The 18790-nt window shown below is 33.0% G+C and carries 19 protein-coding genes; 16 read left to right on the top strand and 3 right to left on the bottom strand.

Annotation, left to right across the window (positions count from 1 at the left end):
• Positions 1-102: 102 nt before the first annotated feature.
• Positions 103-447: a helix-turn-helix domain-containing protein gene (locus EG359_RS11190; RefSeq protein WP_076354699.1), complete on the bottom strand. Its 345-nt coding sequence runs from the start codon at positions 445-447 to the stop codon at positions 103-105.
• Positions 448-1274: 827 nt separating this feature from the next.
• Here EG359_RS11190 and EG359_RS11185 point away from each other — a divergent pair.
• The 5 genes from EG359_RS11185 to EG359_RS11170 all read left to right on the top strand — a co-directional run bounded on the left by EG359_RS11185 (position 1275) and on the right by EG359_RS11170 (position 7004).
• Positions 1275-2090: an RNA polymerase sigma factor gene (locus EG359_RS11185; protein ID WP_084180452.1), complete on the top strand. Its 816-nt coding sequence runs from the start codon at positions 1275-1277 to the stop codon at positions 2088-2090.
• A 1-nt stretch (position 2091) separates the two neighbouring features.
• A complete protein-coding gene (locus EG359_RS11180) occupies positions 2092-3186 on the top strand; it encodes a hypothetical protein (protein ID WP_076354695.1) in 1095 nt (364 codons plus the stop codon).
• Positions 3187-3624: 438 nt separating this feature from the next.
• Positions 3625-3786: a hypothetical protein gene (locus tag EG359_RS22445; RefSeq protein ID WP_164463062.1), complete on the top strand. Its 162-nt coding sequence runs from the start codon at positions 3625-3627 to the stop codon at positions 3784-3786.
• Positions 3787-3831: 45 nt separating this feature from the next.
• Positions 3832-5406, top strand: coding sequence for a recombinase family protein (locus tag EG359_RS11175; protein WP_076355262.1), 1575 nt, complete (start codon positions 3832-3834; stop codon positions 5404-5406).
• Positions 5407-5549: 143 nt separating this feature from the next.
• A complete protein-coding gene (locus EG359_RS11170; protein WP_076354693.1) occupies positions 5550-7004 on the top strand; it encodes a tyrosine-type recombinase/integrase in 1455 nt (484 codons plus the stop codon).
• A 400-nt stretch (positions 7005-7404) separates the two neighbouring features.
• Here EG359_RS11170 and EG359_RS11165 read toward each other — a convergent pair whose 3' ends face one another.
• The gene (locus EG359_RS11165; RefSeq protein WP_076354691.1) at positions 7405-7992 is read right to left on the bottom strand and encodes a recombinase family protein; all 588 of its coding nucleotides are present in this window, start codon (positions 7990-7992) and stop codon (positions 7405-7407) included.
• A gap of 59 nt (positions 7993-8051) precedes the next feature.
• A complete protein-coding gene (locus EG359_RS11160) occupies positions 8052-8594 on the bottom strand; it encodes an antirestriction protein ArdA (protein WP_076354689.1) in 543 nt (180 codons plus the stop codon).
• A 398-nt stretch (positions 8595-8992) separates the two neighbouring features.
• Between EG359_RS11160 and EG359_RS11155 the strand changes: the two genes are divergently transcribed.
• From EG359_RS11155 to EG359_RS11105, 11 genes are all read left to right on the top strand, one after another.
• Entirely contained in the window at positions 8993-10888 is a 1896-nt protein-coding gene (locus EG359_RS11155; protein ID WP_076354687.1) for an HsdM family class I SAM-dependent methyltransferase, read from the top strand.
• Between the two features lies 1 nt (position 10889).
• Positions 10890-11924, top strand: a complete 1035-nt coding sequence (locus tag EG359_RS11150; protein ID WP_076354685.1) for a restriction endonuclease subunit S — start codon at positions 10890-10892, stop codon at positions 11922-11924.
• A 404-nt stretch (positions 11925-12328) separates the two neighbouring features.
• Complete coding sequence (locus tag EG359_RS11145; RefSeq protein WP_076354683.1) at positions 12329-12745, top strand: hypothetical protein; 417 nt, start codon at positions 12329-12331, stop codon at positions 12743-12745.
• 5 nt (positions 12746-12750) lie between these two features.
• On the top strand, positions 12751-13071 hold the full coding sequence (locus EG359_RS11140) for a hypothetical protein (RefSeq protein WP_123867360.1): 321 nt from the start codon (positions 12751-12753) through the stop codon (positions 13069-13071).
• Between the two features lie 349 nt (positions 13072-13420).
• Positions 13421-14893, top strand: a complete 1473-nt coding sequence (locus tag EG359_RS11135; protein WP_123867358.1) for a hypothetical protein — start codon at positions 13421-13423, stop codon at positions 14891-14893.
• A complete protein-coding gene (locus tag EG359_RS11130) occupies positions 14893-15996 on the top strand; it encodes a hypothetical protein (RefSeq protein ID WP_076355260.1) in 1104 nt (367 codons plus the stop codon). The genes EG359_RS11135 and EG359_RS11130 overlap by 1 nt, the downstream gene beginning before the upstream one ends.
• Before the next feature lie 4 nt (positions 15997-16000).
• A complete protein-coding gene (locus EG359_RS22645) occupies positions 16001-17272 on the top strand; it encodes a TreTu family toxin (protein ID WP_076354675.1) in 1272 nt (423 codons plus the stop codon).
• 2 nt (positions 17273-17274) lie between these two features.
• Complete coding sequence (locus EG359_RS11120) at positions 17275-17562, top strand: hypothetical protein (protein ID WP_076354673.1); 288 nt, start codon at positions 17275-17277, stop codon at positions 17560-17562.
• 28 nt (positions 17563-17590) lie between these two features.
• Positions 17591-18112 carry an O-acetyl-ADP-ribose deacetylase gene (locus tag EG359_RS11115; RefSeq protein WP_076354671.1) on the top strand — a complete coding sequence of 174 codons (522 nt, stop codon included), beginning with the start codon at positions 17591-17593 and terminating at the stop codon, positions 18110-18112.
• Between the two features lie 10 nt (positions 18113-18122).
• Positions 18123-18428, top strand: coding sequence for a hypothetical protein (locus tag EG359_RS11110; RefSeq protein WP_076354669.1), 306 nt, complete (start codon positions 18123-18125; stop codon positions 18426-18428).
• Positions 18429-18529: 101 nt separating this feature from the next.
• Positions 18530-18775 (top strand): hypothetical protein, encoded by a 246-nt coding sequence (locus EG359_RS11105; RefSeq protein WP_076354667.1) that lies wholly within the window; start codon positions 18530-18532, stop codon positions 18773-18775.
• The last annotated feature ends 15 nt before the right edge of the window (positions 18776-18790 follow it).

Genomic DNA, 18790 nt, shown 5'->3' with positions numbered 1-18790 from the left:
GAGAATTATATAAATTTTATTTCCTAATACATCAGAACCCAAAAAGCCCTTTAGAAAAATTTCTAAGAGATTACAAAATATGCAATTTGTGACGAATTAATATTAGAGCGCTTCTATTTTCATGACTTCATTATGAACCACCTTGGTGCCACTCTCATTCAGAGTTTGCTTAATGGTAACTTTTATTTTATCATACTTGGGAGTTGGGAAGTCTAATAATTGAGAAATATTATCAAAATCGAAAGCGTTTGCCAACAATGTAATATGTCTAGTGGAATATTTATGTCGTTGAGTATAAGATTCAACATTTCCAACAAATGTTTTTGAAACTCCCATTAATAAACTTAGCTTTTCTTTGGTGATATTTTTTAATTTTCTCAAAGTTTTGATATGCTCTATTAGATCCAAATCAAATTGAGTCGTTTCAAATTGAATAATTTTCTCCATTTATTATTTTTTTATCATCCAACATGTTGGATATTTAAATATTAATCTTATATTTGCTTTAGCGATTTGATAATTATGCCAATTGGCATTAATTGACGATGTTTTCTCAGCTCAAAACGACCAATTTCCAACTGAGATGACCGTGATATCGCTCCATGTCTAAAAGTTGACTAACTTTGCATACGGCATGAGGGCGGTTCTCACGTTAATTTGTGGTTGGAACTTTTAAATCTTACGGTTTAAAGTTGGGTTGGTCGCCCATGAGCCCAAAACGTGTGACCGCTCCTTGCTTTTTTACAAGGAAATTTTTCATACAGAAAATATCGTTCTATACCAACATTTAAAATAGTTAATATGAGAACGAAATTATCCAACATTCCAATTAAAGAACCACCGGCAGGTTAATCCACCATTTGCAATAAAAAGACCATTAGCTCCATACCTAACATTAAAGTGAGGTATGTTTCAACATGGATTTACAAAATACCCCAGCTCTTAAAGTCGGTTATCTTTTAAACTCTCACCTTAAAAGTAGTATTTTGCGCTACAACTACCAAATTTTGATGCTTTAAAGGTAAAAGAATAGGAGTTTATAGATTTTTTTAGGCGAAAAAAATATTACTGATATCAATCAAGATGTCCAAGCCTAAGAAAGAAATTACTCCCCCTAATGGGTAGAGAAAGCAACTAGTTATGAGATTAAAAACTTAAAACCAGACAAATTTTTGCCAATAGTACATAAAATCTCTAAGTTCGGTATATCACAATAGAAAATTTGGAATCAGATTGAAATTCTTCCAGCAATAATTTAGCTAAAATATACTGCTATGAAAAGAACACACTCTTTGCCTCGTATGTTGAATGATAACCAGCTATATGAGTTGCTGAAAAAAGGTAATCCGATCTCTTTGGAACATATTTATTTACGATACAAAAGACTTCTTTTCTGGCTCGGAAAACAAATGCTTGATGATGATTTTGTAGTAGAAACGCTTGTTCAGGATACTTTTCTCAAACTTTGGCTACATCGTGATTCCATTGAAACTCCGAATCATATTCTTGGCTTTTTACGGTTTGTTTTGAAAAGAGACTGTATGTCGTATTTTACTGCTCCGAAAAATAAATTCGAACGCTTAACGGCATCACTTGAAAGTTTTGAGAACTATCAGGATTATCTTATAGGTTTTGATCCCCAGAATGATAAAGAGAATCTTCTGAATCAGGAATCTGAACAAAAGAAATTTAATGAAGTTAAAAAGGTTGTAAACATACTCGATCCCAAAAGAAAACACCTTATTGAACTTTGTCTTGAATATGGTTTTCAATACAAACCGATCGCAGAAGCAATGGGAAGTAGTGTGACAGGCATCAGCAATGAGGTGAGCAGAGCTATAAATGATCTTCGGAAAATTCTTAATAGAAGTTCTTTAGAACATCCACCGGAAAAAGCTTTCGGTAACAAAGAGCAAACTGAAAAACTCAGTAGTCAGCAACTCGACATTATAAATAGAAGATTTGAACAGAAATCTTCTTTTGCTCTCATTGCACTAGAACTGAAACTTTCTGAAAAAGAAGTTCACCAGGAGTTTCTTTATGCTTATCAATATTTACAGAATCGAAACAACTCTGAAATAATTACTTGATATGGAAAAATCCACAACAACACTGACCCGAAAAATTCAGTTATTGATCGATGTTCCATCCGATCAAAAAAAAGAAATGTGGGAAAAACTTTATCGGTATCAGAACCGCTGTTTCCGAGCGGCAAACTTAATAGCTTCCCATTTGTATGTTCAGGAAATGATCAAAGATTTCTTTTACCTCACCGAAGAAATACAATACAAGTTAGCTGATGAAAAAAAAGATCAGATGGGAATGTTTGACCGTTCGAAAACAAACAGCACAGCAAGAATGGTTTTTGACCGATTCAAAGGGGAAATCCCGACAGATATTCTGGGAAGCCTTAACAATACAATTCAATCAACTTTCTCTAAAAACAAAGCCGATTATTGGCAGGGAACAAAATCACTTAGAAATTATAAAAGAGACATTCCAATCCCACTTCCGATTAAATGCATCAGTAAAATGAGATATGATCCTGAAAAAAAAGCATTTTGCTTCAACATGTTTGCTATTCCGGTTAAAACGTATTTAGGCAGAGACTTCTCCGATAAGCGTCTTATAATAGAGCGCCTTTTAAGGGAGGAAATAAAGCTTTGTACATCACAGATACAACTTAATGACAGGAAAATCTATTGGCTCGCAGTATTTGAATTTGAAAAAGAAGAACATCTTTTAAAACCCGAAATTATTGCTGAAGCATCCTTGTCTCTGGAACATCCAATAGTTGCAAAAGCTGGCAATGTGCGAATCAATATTGGCTCAAAAGAAGAGTTTTTGTATCGCAGGCTCGCAATTCAGGCAAGTCAAAAAAGAATTCAAGACGGTGTAGTCTATGCCCGTTCAGGAAATGGAGTAAAACGGAAACAAAAGGCATTGTATAAAACAAAGAATCTGGAAAGTAGATACGTAAGCAATCGTCTTCATGTGTACAGTCGGCAGCTTATAAATTTCTGCATCCGGCAACAAGCGGGCACACTCGTTATTAAAAATCAGGAAGACAAGATCGGGATTGCAAAAGATAACGAATTCATACTTCGTAATTGGAGTTATTATGAATTGCAGACCAAAATAAAATACAAAGCTGAAAAAGCCGGAATTGAATTGATCATTGGATAGAAAAAAATAAGAGGGTGCTTGTACACCCGCAGGGTGAGGTCTTAAAAACACTCACTAAATACTTACTGTATATACAACGGCGTGGGCTCTTTTTTTGTATGTATGATATGGAAAGAAAATACATCAGAGAAGAAACATAAAAACGCTTTAGAGAAATGTTAGGAATAAAGCAAGAGGGTTAGCCATTGATTAGATGATAAATGTAATCAGGAGAAATTTACTTTCTCTGAATAAAGGAAGAGATTAATTAAAATTTCTTCATGGCTGTAGATGGATAATAATCCAATTTAAATGTTTTTAAGGTGGAACCTTCGATTCTTTTGTGGATGGAAAATACTAGTTTTTAAATAAAGCCATTAAAAGACATAGATATTCCTTCAAAGCCGAATAAAATTATTATTCAATTTCGCTAATAATTTTATTTGAAATTTATACGGAGTGCTGGAGGATAAGAAAATAAAAAAAATACCTATTGAGGAGGTGATAGAATTCTTTCAAAACGAAGGCGTGGAAATAACTGAGGAGGAGACAGAATTGATCATGGAGTTTCTGTACACTCTTACCTCGGCTGTTATTAGACAGTACTTCGGTTCTGAATAATGTATTTCTAAAGCTATCCTCTAATATTTACTAAACATGAAAATTATGAAGGTAGCAGATTTATACATCCGTGTTTCTACTGATGAACAGGCAGACAAAGGATATTCACAAAGAGATCAGGAGGATCGGTTAAAAAAATATTGTTCATCTAACAATATCTCTGTTGGACAAATAATCTACGAAGACCATTCCGCAAAATCATTTAACCGCCCCGGCTGGATGAGACTTTTAACTACACTTAAAAAGAAAAGTTGTAAGACAAACCTTATTCTATTTACTAAATGGGACCGTTTCAGCCGTAATGCTGGGGATGCATATCAAATGATAGGTACACTTGCAAAATTGGGAATAGAACCACAGGCTGTTGACCAGCCTTTAGACCTTTCTATTCCTGAAAATAAAATGATGCTTGCAATTTATTTGGCAGCGCCTGAAGTCGAAAATGATAGAAGGGCGCTTAACGTTTTTTATGGAATGCGTAGGGCAAAAAAAGAAGGAAGGGTTATGGGAAAGGCACCATTTGGCTATGTTAATAAAAGTAGGGAAAATGGTGAAAAGTATATTGTACTGCAAGAACCTGAAGCATCAGCAATGAACTGGGCTTTTAATGAGATTGCAAAAGGGGTATTGGCCTCTAACCAAATCAGAAAAAGGGTCAATGAATTAACAATTAAAAAGGTGAGCAGAACATCTTTTCATGTGGCAATAAGAAATCCTATATACTATGGGAAAGTATTTTTAGAAAAACACAAAGATGAAGAAGCGCATTTTGTAAATGGTCAGCATGAAGCTTTAATTAGTGAAGATCTATTTAACAGAGTGCAAGAAATACTAGATGGTAAAAGGAGACTTCAGCGACCTAATACTAAAATTCTTTCCGGTGAGCATTTTCCATTACGGGGTTTTTTGATATGTCCTAAATGTGGAAAAAATATTACTGCAAGCGCTTCAAAAGGGAGAAATAAAAGATACTACTATTATCATTGCAATGCAACTTGTGGATTCCGCCTTAGAGCAGAATTGATCAATTCAGTTTTTGAAGAAGGATTAAAGCAATTGGAAATGACTGAGCCTGCAAAAAAGCTTATAGAAAAAGTATTTCTGGATAACTATCAGAAGTTTATAAAAGCGCCACAGGATGAAAGAAAAAAGATATCCGATGAGATAGATAGGTTGAATTCAAGGATTTCTCTGGCAAGAAATAAATTGCTTTCTGAAGTAATTACTGATGAAGAATATCTTGAAATAAAAAAAGAATATAAAGACCATGTTGAAAAACTGGAAACCCAATTAAATGACAAGCCAATAGAAAATAACGTAGATATACCAAAGCTACTGGAAAAAGCATTAGGAACGCTTACAAATATCTGGAAAGTCTATACAGAAGGGGATATTGCGGTCAAGCGACAAATTATTGGTTCGATTTTTCCTGAAAAGCTTGAATTTGATAAAAATCATTATCGAACCACGAGAATTAATGCTGTAGCTCACTATGTTTTTCAGATTAACAATGGATTATCACAAAATAAAAACAGGAGGAATGATAATAATAATCATTTCTCCTGCTATGTAGACCCACAGGGAATAACACTTTACATTTGTTTGCAGTTTATTGAATAAATTTTATGGCTTGTATTTCTGATTAATAGGTGACTAAATTTTATTGGATGTAAATAAATTTAAATGCATTCAAAATTTACGGTGACCAAAATAGTGACCAAACTTGAAATATTCGTATATTTGTTATGCAGATATTTTTATTTATGGCACAGTATAACAACGAAACAGGAAGCGTAAATTTCAGGCTGAAAGAACCAAAAGCAGAAATCTCCCGAATAATGGGTAGATATTCGTTCAAAGGTTTGCAGGCGGATTTTTCGACAGGTTTAAAAGTTGTTCCCAGCAGTTGGGATAGCGAGACTAAAACAGTGACTTCGGGAACAGATAAAAGAGAAATCAACCAAAAGTTAAGTAAATTCAAAACTTCCATTGTGGATGGTCATAAAAATTTCAATGAACATTACAATCGTGTGCCGACAAAAGAAGAACTAAAGACAATTGTTGATAATGCAGTAGAGGGGAAAGAACTCAACACGGTACAAAAGAATAAGAAATCTTTTGATGATGTTTTTCAGGACTTCACGAAATTAATTGAGCTAAAAAATACCCGTGCCGTTGCATCAGGACAAAAGCCAATGCATAAAACCTATATATCATCTTTTAACGTGATGTATAAAGATTTAAAAGATTTTGCTACTAATAACAGTATCTTTTTAGATATTGATAAATTTGATGAAACACAGTGTTTAGAGTTTCAAAATTGGCTTATTGCTACGGAAAGAGTTAAAGAGCTAAGTACACTCAGAACACGGATCAAAAGACTGTCACAGGTACTAAAACGTGCATTTGAAAAGGCTTACACGCAAAACAGAAGTTATTTGCAAGACGAATTTAGTGTTAAAGTTCCGCCAAGTTTCCACACGGTGCTTACTGAACCTGAAATCAAAATATTGTATGAACATGATTTTTCTAATTCTCCGAGATTGGAGAGAGTTAGAGATTTGTTTGTTCTTGGCTGTCATTGCTCACTAAGGTTCGGAGATATAACCAGAATTGAAAGCGGACATATCGACATAGCTTCAGGCACTCTAAGCATATTGTTAAATAAAGGTTCACGAATTGATAAATACAAAACGGTCAATTTTCCAATCTTTGGCTATGCAGGAGAGATTTTGAGTAAATATGACAATAATATTAAAAGCATTGCTATATCTAACCAAAACACTAATGAGTACCTGAAAGAACTGTTTAGAGAGATTCCGTATTTCAATGAAAAGGTAATCACCCGTGAAAGACCAACCAACGAGGGAGTTGTATTTGAAACAATCAATTTCGCTGATAGGGTGGCTTTTCATGATTCTAGGAGAAGTTTTTGTACTAACAGATATATTGAGGGGTGGGATTTATTAGAGATATGGCAGTACACGGGTCACACAGACGAATCTGTTTTCAAAACTTATTTCAAACCGACCTTTGAACATGAGCAGGTGAGACAGGAAAGTATCAAGACGAGAAATGAAAAGCTTCAAAAGGTTGATTTACAGGCAAAACAGATTGAGGATCTTAAAACCCAAATGGAAAAAATGAAAGAACTTATTGAAAGTGGAAACATGGAGCAGTTAGCTGAAATCATTAATATTAATAAAAATGCTTCTTAAATACTCCCAAGAAATTTATCATTGCAAAAGTGGCATTTTGCGTATCATAGAATATATAATGAGCTATAATCTTTAATAATGCATTTGATTCGTTTTTCAATATATACATCATTGAATAATCAATCATACATAAGAAAACATACATATAGATATTTTAAGAGCCTGACCTATTACAATTGCATAAGTCAGGCTCTTTTATGGAAGTTCAAAAGCTTAAAAAATTGAGGGATATTATTATTTTGAAAAAAACAACAGGTAGCTAAATTAAGTACCATATTAGCTATATAGAATAATAAAAGCAACTCTAATATCCTGATAATAAAAACAAGCCGTTTTGCTTCATTTCTGATCTGTCGATAGTGATAATTATATTTTCTAGGAGTGGTCTACCCTGGTTACATCAGATATTATTTTTCACTTTCTGAACCGTTCCAATACTGACCGAACAAATTTTAGCCGTGTCCCTGATAGAATTTCCTTTCTTTAGGTTTTTAATTACCTCTTTGTACTTGAAAAGGAAATCTTCAATGCTTTCCGTAGAACCTTTTTCACGCCCTTTATAGATTCCCTTAGCCTTTGCAAGTGCAATTCCCTCTCGTTGACGCTCTAAAATAGTTTCTCTCTCCATTTCTGCAATGTTAGCCATAACAGAAATAATAAGTTTAAACGCTTGGTTTTCTTTCCCTTTGATTAGGCTTTCTATTCCAAGATTATCTACTTTGAGAATAACACCCTTTTCTTTGAAAAACTCCAGAGTTGTTAATATGTCATAGAGATTACGTCCTAACCTATCAATAGAACTGACAGAAACGTAATTAATCACATTATTTTCAATTGCTCTTATCAGTTCCTTTCCCTGCTTTCTATCTTTAAACGAGGTAGAACCGCTGACAATATCAGTAAATATCTTTTCGCCCTTTGCTTGTCGTTCCTCCTGTCTTGCGGTGTTCTGCGCTCCTGTGGAAACTCTAATATATCTTGCTTTCATCTTTAAAATAGTTATAAAGCACCCTGCATTTAAGCAAGGTGCAAAAATTGGTATTGTAATTAGTTTCTGAAATAATATCCATTAGAACTCATATAATCATACATCAAATGTCTGGCGGTTGCTTCCCAATCAATGTAAATGTAAGAGGGCAGATTTTCAGGGATTGAGCCGTCCTGTTCTAAAGTAGTCTGGGCAAAATCCTCATCTGAATCGTACTCGCCATAATAAGAATCTGAAAGACTATCTAATAGGTCGCTTACGTCCTTATAATAGTAACTCATGCACTCTGCATAGGCCTCTATAACCTCGAAATCATAATCTGAATTGTTGATCTCTTCAGCTATCTTATAAATGTTTGCTGAAATGTGGCATTCACTGATTAGCTTTTGCCTGATAAAGAATTGACTACATTCATAGTCCTGAAACATAAATTCAGGGTCTTGCTCGTTTTGGTGTAGTTCCTGCATAGCCTGTAAAAGCTCGTCATAATTTGAATAATCTGAAAGGTTTAACCATTCACCATAGATTGAACTTTCATTGTACTTTTTGTAGGTTCCGACATAGATACTGAAAGTATCAAGACAATTTGTTAACTTTGCCATTGTAAATAAGTTTTAATTACCGTTAGAATTTTTTACACTTCCCCATTCAATATTAGTAGTATTGATGGGGTTTTTTATTGGGTTATAGTAGTCGAAAACTATGCCAAATGTTATAAAAATAGGGTGATATTCAATGAAATAGCATAAATATTTTGAATCCGTAGAAAATCTCTTGAATCCTGTTCTAACTTTGGGTTGTAGTCTAAAAATCTTCAAAAAAAGTGCTGAGGTTTTTAGACCGATTGAAAACTTTTGCCCGACTTTCAACAGGTGGGGGTACTATCAAAAACTTGTCCTATGGTGGGGTGCTTTTGTTTAGATAGGTAATAATTTGATACATATCCAAATAAAATTTTGTTATATTTTATCATATTTTTGTAAGTTGCAATTTTTGAAATATGACTAACGAAAAGAAAACTGATATATTTATAAGTAGACTTCTTGAAAACGCTGAAATCCAATATACTCCAAATGGAAGCGACATTAAAGAAGTTCAAGATGCATTAAAAACAGCATCTAAAAAAGGGACAGGTAAAATTGGTTTTCCTGAATTTGTTGCTATTTCTAACGACTTTATTTTAGTAATTGAGAATAAATCCAATATAGAAAAACAAGCATTATATGAAGATGATGTCCAACAAATACTCTCTACTGATAAAAAAGCAATAACCAATTATGCCGAAAATGGTGCTTTGCATTATGCTAAAGAAATAGTTGCCAAAACTAATTTCAAAAAAATATTTGCTTTCGGTTGTTCTGGTGATGAAAAACACCATATTATTCGACCTTTATATGTAGATGAATATGGGTGTAAATTATTAGAAAAAATTGAAAATTTTGAAAACTTCAAAGAAAGTAAAATTGAACAATTTTATAGGGAACAAGTTTTGGGAGAAACACCTCCCAAAGTACTAGAAACTGAAGAGTTAATAAAAAAAGCTTCTGATCTTCATGAAGCATTACGAAACTATGGACAGTTAGGAGATAAAGAAAAACCTTTAGTAGTTTCTGCGATTTTATTGGCTCTTGCAGATGTTAATAATTTTAAATCACAACAATTAACAGGTGACAATATAGATACAGATGGTAATAAAATTTATCGCAGTATTGAAACCTATATGAAAAAAGTAAATGTAAAGCCTGAAGAAAAAAAACAAACGGTACTTAATCAATTTATCATTATAAAAGACAGAACATTACTTAATCAAATAGATGATAGACTTGCAAAAACACCATTAAAATATTTTACTGAATTTATAGAAACCAATATTTTACATTCCATAAAAGCCAATAAAAAAGGTGATGTACTAGGTAGTTTCTATGGAGAATTTATGAAATATAGTGGTGGAGATGGTCAGAGTTTAGGTGTAGTTCTTACTCCTGATTCTATTACTGAACTATTTTGCGATTTAGCCGAATTAAAAATTACTGATAGAGTTTTTGACCCTTGTTGTGGTACAGCTTCTTTCCTTGTGGAAGCCATGCATCGTATGGTAAATTTAAGCGATAATGAACAGCAAAAAATAGAAATAAAATCTAATCAATTACATGGTATAGAAATACGAGAAGATATGTTCTCTATTGCTACCACCAACATGATTTTAAGAGACGATGGAAAAAGTAATTTAACTAATGAAAATTTCTTAAAAAAAACTACGAAAGAATTAAGAAAGAAAAACTATACTGTAGGTTTTATCAATCCTCCTTATTCGCAAGCTAAAGGTAAAGATACGGCTCATTTATCTGAAATTCATTTTATAGAACATTTACTAGAAAGTCTATCAAATAATGCTATTTGTATTGCTATTGTGCCACAAAGTACCATGGTAGGTAAAACCAACGAAGATAAAAAAATAAAAAAAAGAATTTTAGAAAAACATACTTTAAAAGGTGTAATTACACTCAATAAACAAACATTTTACAGAATAGGAGTAAATCCTTGTATTGCTGTGTTTACTGCACACAAACCACATGATGTGGCAGCTCGATGTAAGTTCATCAATTATGAAGACGATGGCTACATCATTAGTAAACACATAGGACTTACAAAAACAGTCCGTAATGAAGAAAGAAAACAATTGTTATTAGATTGCTGGTTTGATAAGAAGGATACAGAATCTAAATTTATGGTAAAAACAACCATTGAGCCAGATGACGAATGGTTGCATTCTTTCTACTATTTTAATGATGAAATTCCGAAAGAAGAAGATTTTGAAAAAACAATTGCTGATTATCTCACATTTGAGTTTAATATGATTATGCAGGACAGGGAATATTTATTTGAAAATGATTAGTATGATGGAATTAGATTTGAAAAATATTCAATGGGGTGAGTTTAAAATTAGTTCTATTTTCCAAGTAGAGAAGGGAATTTACTTGAATGCTAAGAACATAAAAAAAGGTAACATTCCCTATATCTCAGCCAAAAGTACCAACAATGGGCTAAACTCTTTTATTGGAAACCCATATTTGTTTAAAGGAAATAAAATAACAATTGAAAAAATCAATTTGTCAGCGTATTATCAGCCTAGTGATTTTTATTGTTCTCATGATGTAACAGTAATTTCTCATGATAAATTAAATAGATATAATGCTATTTTCGTTTGCAATATGATAAATAGACAAGGATTTAAATATTCATATGGGAGACAGGCACAAATGAATATATGTAAAAATGAAATAATTTATCTTCCAGTAAATTTTCAAGGCGAACCCGATTATGCTTTTATGGAGAAGTATATGAAGCAGAAAGAGCAAGAAAAAATTAAAAAATTCCAAGATTATATTGCTAAAAGAATAGAACGAGTAAAAGGTTATAAGGAAGTAGAGTTACTTGATAAAAAAGAATGGGGAGAATTTTTTATAAATGAATTGTTTTCAAATATTCAAAGAGGTAAACGCTTAAAAAAAAATGATCATATAAAAGGAAGAAAACCTTATGTATCTTCTTCAGCCATGAATAATGGAGTTGATGGCTTTATAAATAATAAAGAAAAAGTAAGAATTTTTAAAAATTGTCTTTCAATTGCAAATAGTGGTAGTGTTGGTTCAACTTTTTACCAGCCGTTTGAGTATGTAGCGAGTGATCATGTTACCAAATTAGAAAATCCAGATTTTAATGAATTTGTTTATCTTTTTATATCAGGTCTAACTTCAAGATTGTCTGAGAAATATAGTTTTAACCGTGAAATAAATGATAAAAGAATACAGAGAGAAAAAATTCTTTTACCTATTGATTCCAAAGGACAGCCTGATTATGGATATATGGAAAACTACATCAAAAAATTAGAATATGAAAAACTCACAAAATATTTGAAAATAAAACAATAACTATGACAGGATTATATATAAGTGAAAAATTATAAGCAAATTTTTGCAATATGAAGTTCTGGTTATCAATGACCTTATAAATAGATGTTAGGGGGCATATATTGAGAGAAATTCAAAAAATAAATTATTCATTCTTTAAACTAGAATTGAATTAATAAGGCACAAAATTTGTATTTTTGCGCTCAGACATCAACGAAAAAATAAAAGTGTAAAACTTTTGCTTTTGTCTTGTGAATCGGCAAAATTCTTAATACTACAAAATGCAAACAGTTTAGCGCACTTGTCATATGGGCAAGTGGCTTATCCTGTTTTTATGTAGTATAGGCTTTGCCGAGCCTTCAAGACTAAAAGCAAGTGAGAACCACTTGCTTTTTTTGTTGCCTACAATCAAAAAAATAGAAATAATGATATTAAGCATCAAACAACAAAAATTCTTATTCTTCTGGATCATATTCAATACTATCGGATATGTAAGCTATCTCACAAATTGGCATCCCATGTACACAAATACTCTACGAGGTGAGGGAATTGTAATCTATGAAGAGTATTATCTAATTACCCCTGATTATATTCCCTGCCCTTTATGTGATGTTAACTACTCACCAGCTACTCACTTTTACCCTTTCCATACTTTTACCTATAAAACCTATAAAGGAAGTTATGTTTATGATGGATTTATTGGAATCTGGGGCTACTACGATCATCAGGAATACGTTATCTATGTAATCCTTCCTCTTATCATTCTGTTACTTATATACATCTATAAAAGACTGTTTTCTAAAAACAGTAAGTCAAACACAACTATTAACAATCAAAAATAATTACAATGAAAAAATTAATTTTCACTTTAATGTTCGCATTACCAACGCTTTATTTTGCACAGGAAGAAAAACCGAAAGAATCGCAAACTGCTAAAGAGTGTGACTTACCAAAGGATTTTAAAGAGCCAATTAAAAACAACCGTCTTAAAAAGTTTGTAGCCATCGACAATGGAGTTAGCGAAAAGGAAGTAATCATTATCCGAGCGCAAAATGGTTTTGGTAGTGGGATTTATACAGTATGCGTTAAACAGCAACCTGTTCAGTATCAAAAAATGGGAACAGTTTTTATGCGGGAGGGAAAAAACCCATTTAATAACGCAAAATGATACTGCAATTACAAGCGCAAACAAGTTGTTTTCCAGCAATCAAGTTTAAACCATACAGCATTTGGGATGATGTATTGCTTATCTTGATGATGGTTTCAATACTTATTTTGTATGTCGTTTGCTCATATTATCTTTTATATATTTTGAAATTTGTTACAGACAGACTAAAAAAATGTTTTAACAACGAAAATAATTGATAACTCAAAACCTGTTTGTAATACGACAGGTTTTGACGTTTTGTAGAATTACATTTACCACAGGAAAAAGATGTTAATTCAAAGTACAGGGAAAATACTTATATAATTATTGACCTATTTTTATTATAATTGCAACCAGAAAACACCATTCAATGCGAAAAATTTATTTCACTGCTATCTCACTATGCATGTACCAGTTAGGTTTTGCACAAATACCAAACTTACCTACAATTTCCAGACCTCAGACGAGTAGTTTAGGTAATTATTCCAGTAATGATTTTGGCAGTATGGCAGGTGGCAGAAGTTCCCAAAGAAGCTACACCCCAAACATAGCGAATCGTTCAAATTCCACACAACAGCAACAAAGTGACTATGGAACACAAGCAAGGTCACAGGGTAATGCTATTATGCAAGATATAGAGCGAGATATGGCAGAAGTTCAGGAAGCACAATTCCGTGAGTGGATAGAAAACGGCAGAAGTATACCATATAATTTACCATCATTATCAGAAAAAGCGGGAACACAGGCGTATTATGATGCTTTTAACAAGCTTTCTGGAATAGATTCCGAAAATTACTCGTTAGCAGATGTTAATTTCACCGTAGAAAATGCTTTTTATGATAACAAAAGGGATTTAAAAGGTTTCAAGTCTGGAATCCAGAAAACAGCAAAACAACTCTTGCAGAAAATGAAAGAACGCAAACAGGACACAGAAAGCAATGTTTCTAAGAACCTAATGCTGTTTGAATATTTTTCTAAAGACATGAATCTCGGAGGAACAACCCACAAAGCATTTGAATATGATTTTAAGGATTATATGGGTGAAAAAGATTATTCCAAGATGTTTGTATCGAAACTCCTTAAAACAGGTTCAGGACAATGCCATTCCATGCCGTTGTTGTATCTGATTATTGCGGAAGCAATGGGAACAGAAGCACATTTGTCATTAGCTCCGAATCATTCTTACGTCCGTTTTATGGATGATGAAGGACAATACAGGAATGTTGAACTTACTAACGGAATGTTTTCAACTGATACCTCATTATTAGAATCGGGTTATATCAAATCAGAAGCATTACAGAATAAAATCTATATGGAAAACCTAACCAAAAAAGAGCTGTTAGGAATGGCATATTTTGATTTAGCAAGAGGTTATGCCAAAAAATTCGGATATGATGAATTTGTAGATAAGACAATCGAAAAGGCATTAGAACTTTATCCAAATGGACTTGCTCCGAACATGGAAAGAGCAAATGTTAGTCAGGCGAGATTTGCAAATGTGATGAAAAAACTGGGCATAAATCCTGAAAACAGACAAGATTTGCAGAGAATCGGATATTTCCCAAAGGCGGTCGAACAGTTGAATGATGTTAATCAGCAATTTAACAAAATTGATGAACTCGGTTATACAGAAATGCCTGCATCCGCTTACGAATCATGGTTGGCAAGTCTGAAAACAGAGAAGAACAAACAGGAAAGCGAAGCACTCGCACAAAAAATCCATTTGTATCAAATTCAAAAACAGAAAGAAAAGCAACAGCAGGAAGCGCTGAGGAAAGCACAGGAAAAGAAAAAGAAAGATGAATCACCTAAATATTTTCCAATTGATCCAAATAAATTATGATGAAAAAATTATTACATATTACACTTTTTATAATGCTGTTTATCAGTAGTATTATAAGCGTAAAAGCACAAAATAATCAGTTCTATAATGATTCCTACCAGACCATTGATAATATGCTTAACGACAAACAGCCGTACAGTTTCAAAGAAGCTGTTTTTAGCGTGGAAAATGCGTATTACCAGGGGAAGTTAGACACGGAAAAATTAAACGGAGAAATAAGCTTTTTAAAGAACTTCGCAAACTCAATTTTAAAGAGCCGAGATCTAACTTATAAAGAATCTGACAAAGACAAGGTAAGCAAATACGCAACAGTATATTCCATTATGTGCCAAACACTTCCAATTGCATACAAAGACACTGTAATACAGTACAAACCGTTTTCTTATGATTTTACAGATGTGTTCGGACATAATGATATTAGCAACCTGTTCGTTTCAAAACTATTAGCAACGAAAAAAGGTAATTGTAATTCAATGCCGTATCTGTATAAAATTTTAGCTGAAGAAATCGGAGTAGATGCAAATTTGGCGTTAGCACCGAATCACGTTTACATCAAGCATAACATCAAAGCAGGAGGTTGGTTTAATACAGAGCTTACAAGTGGAATATTTCCCATTGATGCTTGGCTGACGGCTTCAGGCTACATTCATTTGGATGCCATTAAAAATGGTGTGTTTATGAAAGCCTTGAACAATAAGGAAAGTTTGGCATTATGCTTATTTGATTTAGCACAGGCATACAACCGAAGCTTCCCGAATAATGACGGAAAATTTGTTTTGAAAACGGTCAACAGAGCCTTAGATGTTTATCCGAATTTTGCCAAAGCATTAATATTAAAAGCTGAAACCCACAAAGAACAGCTTGAAAAGCTTATGGATAGGCATAACCTGAAAACAGATAATGCTGAAAACTTGAAACTCGTACAACAACAAGATCCAAAAGCCAAAGAACTGTTTGAATTGATGAACAAAGAATACGGACATATTTATGAGATAGGCTACCGACAGATGCCCGAAGAAATGTATTTGGATTGGTTGGTTTCCCTGAAAACCGAAAGAGAAAAATTTGAGAACAAAAAATTATTAAATAACTTTACAAAATAACCAAATGAAAAAAATATTATTAATTGTTTTTGCCATATTTGTAGTATTCGTACAGGCACAGACGAAGAAACAGACTGCCACAAAGCAAAAAACAGAAAAGAAATGGGTAAATCCTGTTAAACTGACAAAAGAAGAGCGTAGCCGTCCGTATATGGATGAGGTTTTGAAAACCCGAGATTCATTAACACCGCAGGAAGCAGAAAGACGTAGAAAGAATATTGCAGTTGGAAATCCTTTTGCGAAGTATGGAATTTATCCAAAAATTGCAACATTGAGCAAAGGTAAATATTTGGAATTTCACGATATGGATAGCATTGTGAGTATTGGTTCAGTAAGATTCAACAGAAAGACAAAATCTATCACAGAATTTAGGGAGATTGATTTGAGCGACCCCGATACACAACCATATTTAGATACGGCAGGTCGTTGGATTAGTCCAGACCCATTAAGTGAAGAGTTTCCGAGTTGGTCGCCATATCATATTGGTTACAATAATCCTATAAGTAATATTGATCCTGATGGAAGAGCAGCTTTTGACTGGGTACACAATAGAGAATCAAATAGTATTTATTGGAATTCGAGCGCTACAAGCCAAGCTACAGCTGGTGCTAATGAAACATATTTAGGAAAATCTGGAACATACACAACTCAAGACGGTTCTACAACAGCCTTATTTGCCAATGGTACAGGGCAAGATAATTCTTTATTGGGAGCTTTGGGAGTCATGAATAATTTAGACCCGTTAATTCAAGCAGGTGATTCTGCACCAATGATGAGTGCAATGGCTTTTGGAGATCCGAATGCTCCAACGATAAGTGGAATTCCCGAATCACGGGGAAAGACTGAAATTCAAATGTTAGTTGCTGAAAATCCATTGGTTCAAAGTTCTGCTTTAGGTTTACTTACAGGAGGAATGGGAAGTTTAGTACGAAGTATTTTTACTAAAGCAGCAACTCAAGAAATGACAACAGTAGGTCGGTGGATGTCACAATCAGAATATGGAACCATGTCGAAAACAGGTCAGATGGTTGAAGGTGCAGGAGGACAAACTTTTGTAACTAAAGCAGGTGCAGATTCGTTTACTGCTGCGGCTAAAGGTTCAGTATATGCTGAGTTTCAAGTTCCTGCAAATAGTCTCTTACAAGGAGGAAAAGAAGGCTGGTTCAAAGCAATTGGTCCAAGTGCTGGTAAAGCAATGCAAGGAGCTCTACAGAAGCAGGGAGGACAATTACTCCCACAAGTTAAAAATTTATCACCTATTTTACATGCTAAATAATTATGGATAAAATAAAAAATATAGATTGGTTTAAAAATGAAATAGCCAATAATTTGAAAGGATATGAATTAATCTATAAATCTTTTGAGGATGGTGATTTTGGTTCACTAAATCAAGTTGAATTTAATTCAGAAAAAATTAGTGGAAATATTGACTTTTGGGGATTAGGCTGGTTAGGAATTTTCGTTTGGGACTCTATAGAAGAGCAAGAATTACTTAATATTTTACTTGAACCCCACCAAAATGAAGAAAAAGAAAAGGCATTGAAAAAGATGCAGGAGTTATTATAATCAAAAATAAATTTAAGACAATTGAACTATGATTCAGGTCATAAAAGGAGATATTACAAAAATAGAAGTTGAGGCAATTGTAAATGCAGCCAACACATCATTACTTGGAGGAGGAGGAGTTGATGGGGCAATACATAGAATGGGAGGAAAGTCAATTCTTGAAGAGTGTCAAAAAATACGGAGTAAACAAGGTGGTTGTAAAGTTGGAGAAGCAGTTATAACAACAGCAGGAAAATTACCTGCGAAATTTGTTATTCACACAGTAGGACCTGTTTGGAATAAGGGAGGAAATAATGAAGAACATTTATTATACTCTGCATATTCTAATTGCTTAAAACTTGCAATTCTAAATAATATTACATCTATTTCATTTCCCAATATTAGTACGGGAATTTACAAGTTTCCAAAAGAAAAGGCTGCGAAAATAGCGATTAAAGCTATAACTGATTTTGTCGAAATTAATCATAATGCCATAAAAAGAATAATTTTTGTATGCTTTGATGATGAAAATTATACAATATATTCTAATCTTTTAAATATAGAAAAATAATAAAAAACACATGGAAACAGACGAATTAATTAAACAGCTTAGAAAAATCGCTGACGACACAAGTCATAACATAAGAATTAAAAGGAGTCCTTCAGCAAAAAATGTAGAGAAAGAAGATGCTGATAAAATGATTTCTACTCTTAGTGAGAGGACTGTAAGTTTATTTAAGCAAAACAATTTATTGGATTTAATAAGACCTGATAGAGACAAAGGCTATGACAGACAATGGTATGAAGAAACATTTGGCAATGGTGCTGTTGCTGATATAAAAGAAGCCATAAGAGCATTAGAAAAATTAAATTCCGAAGAAAAATAAAATTATATCTCTCTGAAAAACAAATACTTAATTTTCAATTTAAGCAAAAAGGTAACCAGCTAAATCGTGTTGTATAATTGTATTAATTAAATTTTATTAAAATGAAATTAAACATTAATCACAATGGAGCAATTTATGAAGCTCAGGTTACAAAGGAAAAGTATTTTTACATTTTCAGATTGCGAAGATACGATGGAATTATTGATTATTATGAGCCATTTAGCTTTGGCAGATTTTCATGCTCATTGCAATGTAGATTAAAACATTACAAAGATTTTAAGAAAAGAGTTTTTAACAGCAAATTAGAGAACCCTTTCATCAATGACTCGCTGATTTTAGCAAATTAGATTATATTATGTAAA

The sequence above is a fragment of the Chryseobacterium joostei genome (genome assembly GCF_003815775.1).
GTDB classification, from domain to species: domain Bacteria; phylum Bacteroidota; class Bacteroidia; order Flavobacteriales; family Weeksellaceae; genus Chryseobacterium; species Chryseobacterium joostei.
The sequence above is the reverse complement of the archived record's forward strand: the minus strand, read 5'-3'. Positions and strand labels throughout refer to the sequence as shown.